5 protein-coding genes are annotated in these 4,078 nt (G+C 60.6%); all 5 read left to right on the forward strand.

Annotated elements, in window-relative coordinates; translation table 11 throughout:
• The coding region (locus FHP89_RS20820; protein ID WP_144179644.1) for a DUF2345 domain-containing protein at positions 1–601 on the forward strand (601 nt) is incomplete at its 5' end.
• A gap of 37 nt (positions 602–638) precedes the next feature.
• On the forward strand, positions 639–2,210 hold the full coding sequence (locus tag FHP89_RS20825) for a hypothetical protein (RefSeq protein WP_144179645.1): 1,572 nt from the start codon (positions 639–641) through the stop codon (positions 2,208–2,210).
• 2 nt (positions 2,211–2,212) lie between these two features.
• Positions 2,213–3,184, forward strand: a complete 972-nt coding sequence (locus FHP89_RS20830) for a hypothetical protein (RefSeq protein WP_144179646.1) — start codon at positions 2,213–2,215, stop codon at positions 3,182–3,184.
• 110 nt (positions 3,185–3,294) lie between these two features.
• On the forward strand, positions 3,295–3,627 hold the full coding sequence (locus FHP89_RS20835) for a hypothetical protein (protein ID WP_144179647.1): 333 nt from the start codon (positions 3,295–3,297) through the stop codon (positions 3,625–3,627).
• Positions 3,593–4,078 (forward strand): type VI secretion system Vgr family protein (locus tag FHP89_RS20840; RefSeq protein WP_186300408.1); only part of this gene is annotated, 486 nt, incomplete at its 3' end. The genes FHP89_RS20835 and FHP89_RS20840, both read left to right, overlap by 35 nt.

Genomic DNA, 4,078 nt, shown 5'->3' on the forward strand with positions numbered 1-4,078 from the left:
CACCCTCAGCGCCACCATCGGTGAAACGGCCAGCTGGTTCAGCCACGCCGGCGGCATCAAGACCATCGCCGCCGCAGGCCGACACACCATCCAGGCCCACACCGCCGCCATGGCCGTTCACGCCGACAAGGCGGTGAGCATCACCAGTTCAAACAACGAAATCCGCATCCTCGCCAGGGGCCAAATCGTACTCAAGGCTGGCCAAAGCTCGGTGACGCTGTCAGGCGGCGACATCACCTTCGCCTGCCCTGGCAAGTTCTCGGTCAAAGGCGGGGGGAATGCGTTTCAGGGGCCGGGGCGGGGGGGCGCGTCGATCAAGGATTTGCCAGAAGGTCTGGCCAGCGATCTACCCAATTGGCTCGATCTCGAACTGCGTGGCTGGGAAGGCGCATCGATCAAGAATGCGCCCTACACCGTGACATTTGCTGACGGCAGCACTCGGCGCGGCGCGCTCGACGCTGTCGGTTACGCGCATCTGGAGTCGGTCCCCACCGGAGGCAGTCACCGTGTCGACTACGAAAATCCGCCCACGTCCCTCGATCCTCCGCCCTACACGCTGAACGATCTCGATGCGGCCATCAGAGCCTTCATTGGCGCCTGAAACCACGCATTTCACACATTCGTAGACAAGGGAAAACATGTCTTTTTCGTTCGAAGACATTTACAAGGCGGTCAATCGCTGGGGGCGCGATGCCGCCGACACCGCGAAAGACGCCAAACAAAAGGCCAACTGGGTGTGGGAAGCGCTGCAAGGCGACTTCAACCCCAACCGCAGCGTCGGCCAGATCGGGCTCGATACGGCGGTCTGCCTGGTACCGGGCGTCGACACCGTCATGGATGTGCGCGACCTGATCGCCAACATCATCGTCATCGCCCGCACCCCCACCGCCGGCGGCGCCTGGTTTGCGCTCGTGCTCACACTCATCGGCTTCTTTCCCGAACTGGGCTCGGTCGCCAAGGGCGTGGTGAAGATCGTGATGGTGCGCCTGCGCCCCTACATCAAACACGCGGACGATCTGACCAACGCCAGCAAGATGGTCAAATACCTCGACAAGGCCTTCGACGACGCCCTGCCCGACATCATCCAGTACCTACGCCATCCCAAGGTACAGCAGTTCCTCACCAAGGCTGGCGTACCTGACGTGCTCAAATGGGTGAGCGAATCGATCATGACCGTGGTCGGCAAGGTCGACACCGCCGCGCTCAAAGGGCTGTTCAACAGCGGCACCGAAAAGCTAAAGGACATCCTGCGCTACCTCCAGCCCCTGCTGCCCGAGGCGGCCGGCACGAAAATCAAGCAACTGCTCAACGGCATCGTCACCGTCCAGCGCGGCTTCGACAAGGCCGTCAATCAGTACATCGAACCGATCCGCGCCATCCTGCGCCGCCTCGCCCAACGCCTCGACGAGATGCACTGGGTCGCCTATACACAGGACGTCAACAAGGGCTGGATCGCGCCGCTGTCGGAGCAAGGGGCGAGACGGTTGATCAAGAAGCATCAGCCGGATTGGGTGAAGACGGCGGAGCCGGTGTTGTACAAGCAGCTTGATCCGAAAGACTTCATAAGAACCGATGCCTACCGCAAGGGGCTCGCCGAAGGCGCGCCTGCATTAGGCAAAGAGGAAATCGAGAGCTTCGCCAAAGGCGTCAAGGCCCGCCCGCTGGCCAACGGCGAGACGCTCTACCGCATCATCGACCCCACCAGCGGCAGCCTGAGCACCTGCTGGATTACCGAAAAGGTATGGAAGGAAATCAACGCCAACCCCGAGCTGGCCCGGCAGATATGGCGCGGAAAGCTGGCGGTCAAGCCCGAATGGAACCAGAACGGCACCTATGTGAAATACACCTACAATCGGGACCGCGATGGCGACATCACCGTATGGGAAGGGCCAACGGCCATGCAGTGGCTCAATGAGAACAGCGAGAACGTCGCCGACGGCTTCCTGGAAGGGGGGCTGAATCAGGTCGTTTTGCATCCCAAGACGCAGATCAGAAATGTGCAAGCCGACGATTTCGTCGGCGCCCAGTTCCCCGATATGGTCGAGGGCGGCGCTATCAAACATCCGGTGACGGGCGAATCAAAACCCTCCGGCGTTCGCACGAAGATCAACGACCCGCGCATCGAAGGGCCATTCGAAACCGGCTGGGGATTCAAGGATTTCGAAGATCAACATGATTTGATTGGCTTGCCCAATCCCATGAAGGAATGAACATGCAACGCAATCTGAGCCAGGAAGCCCACCTCTGGTACACGGTGGTTTCACCGGAATACCTTGAAAGGGCACGGATGCGCCTACAGGAAGCCTTCCACTTCCTCGAAACCAGAGCAAAGGCCCATCCCTTCATCGCCGGCTACGCGCCAGTCCCCTATTGGGGCGGGAAGATGGATCATCTGCTTCAGACCTTCGACAACGCGAAGGCCGCGCTAGTCCATGGAGAATATTCGCCCATGATCGCATTCTGTGGCGGATTGAAGTCCATTCCACGTGGCTTCCGGGAAAGCAACATGGAGTGGCTATCCGAACCTGACCAGGAAGAGCTCATGAATCGCCTCGACGCGGCGTATGGCATTGCCTCTGATTTTTCGCGCGCACTCACAATGAGCAACATGTATTCGAGCGATGGCTACAAGGACGCAACCAAGGATTGGCACTACTGCGTTCCCGAAGACATGGGCATCGTCGGCAACAACATCGCCCGCTACTACGAAAACGACATCTTCCCCCAACTCCCCGCCGAAATCCCCGAATACGCCGCCGATACGACCGTAACCTGCAAAACCGGCGACATCGTCCCCTGGACCGGTGTCTGGGTGCCGACCACCGGCATGGGCTCCGCCGCGTTGGTCTTCGCCCGCAAGCACCTGCAGATTATGCAGGCCTCCTACGAAGTCACGAAGAACGGCGACGACGAAACCTTCACCGTCGTTGACACCAGCTTTCACCCGGTCAAGCCCACCGGCCGCATGATCCCGCACCCGGCGCTGGCCAGTTCGCCGACAACGGCCAACCGCCCCAACGTCCCGGCCAATCAGCCCTGCCCGGAAGCCGGCTGGTGGTTCACCCCGGCCAAACCCGACAGCCGCCGTTACTTCAAACAGGGCGAGACCATGCCCTCGATGGGCGGCGATTACGGCCAGACCTTCTGGCAGTGGTCGCCCGACCAGTCAGTACCAAAGTTGTAAAGCGAGCTTCAACGCGCCCGTCCGACTGTGGAACACATTGAAGAACGATCTTACCCATTCAAGCCAAAATCACTATTCCTATGAAACCTATATTAAAAGCTTTCCTTGCCGTGGCGACACTCCTGTCGCATGGTGCATACGCTCAAGACATCTTCATCGGAACCCTCTCGACAGATGGGAAGCACGCGATCCTCAAGCGCTGTGATCTTGGACAAACCGAATACCTGTTGATGGACCGCAATACCGAACAATCAGCACCGCTGGCGAAATTCATGAATGATCACGGTAATGAAGATGGCTTCTGGTACGCAGAGGTTTTTGGCATCTACGAAGCAAAAGGCGAGCGACATGGTTTGCGGGTAATTGACATCCAGAATCTCCAGATCGGAAAAAGTTGCCACCTGCTCGATGCCCTCAAGGATCTGGACGCTCAACGCCGCTAATCACGCGCGCGGCCAACTCCATACCGGCGAAGAGCTTCCGCCTTTCAGCGCCGGCCACGACTCCGGCGCCAACCATCCCGGCGTGATCAGCGGCTGGATGAGCCACAACCATGCCTCGGGCTTCAACCAGTGGCTGGCCGACGACGCGCCCGGGCAACTGCGCACCCGCCTCGCCACCAGCGCCACCGAGGGCCAACTCGGTCTCGGCCATCTCATCCACCACGCCCCGCTCGGCGCCACCCGGGGCCCGTGGCGCGGCAGCGGCTTCGAGCTGCGCACCGACGGCTGGCTCGCCGTGCGTGCCGGCGAAGGCATGCTGCTCTCGGCCACGGCCCGCAGCAATGCCACCAGCACACAGCTTGATGTCACCGAAACCGTCGCCCAGCTACGCGCCGCCGAGCGCACTGCCAAAGCGCTATCCGACGCAGCCGCCGCCCAGGGCGCACAGCCC

The organism is Denitromonas ohlonensis, assembly GCF_007625205.1.
In the GTDB taxonomy this organism is placed as follows: Bacteria; Pseudomonadota; Gammaproteobacteria; order Burkholderiales; family Rhodocyclaceae; genus Nitrogeniibacter; species Nitrogeniibacter ohlonensis.

What these genes read in the sequence shown, in the direction of transcription:
- FHP89_RS20825 (WP_144179645.1), top strand. Translation starts at nt 639, where the DNA reads ATGTCTTTTTCGTTCGAAGACATTTACAAGGCGGTCAATCGCTGGGGG.
- FHP89_RS20830 (WP_144179646.1), top strand. Translation starts at nt 2,213, where the DNA reads ATGCAACGCAATCTGAGCCAGGAAGCCCACCTCTGGTACACGGTGGTT.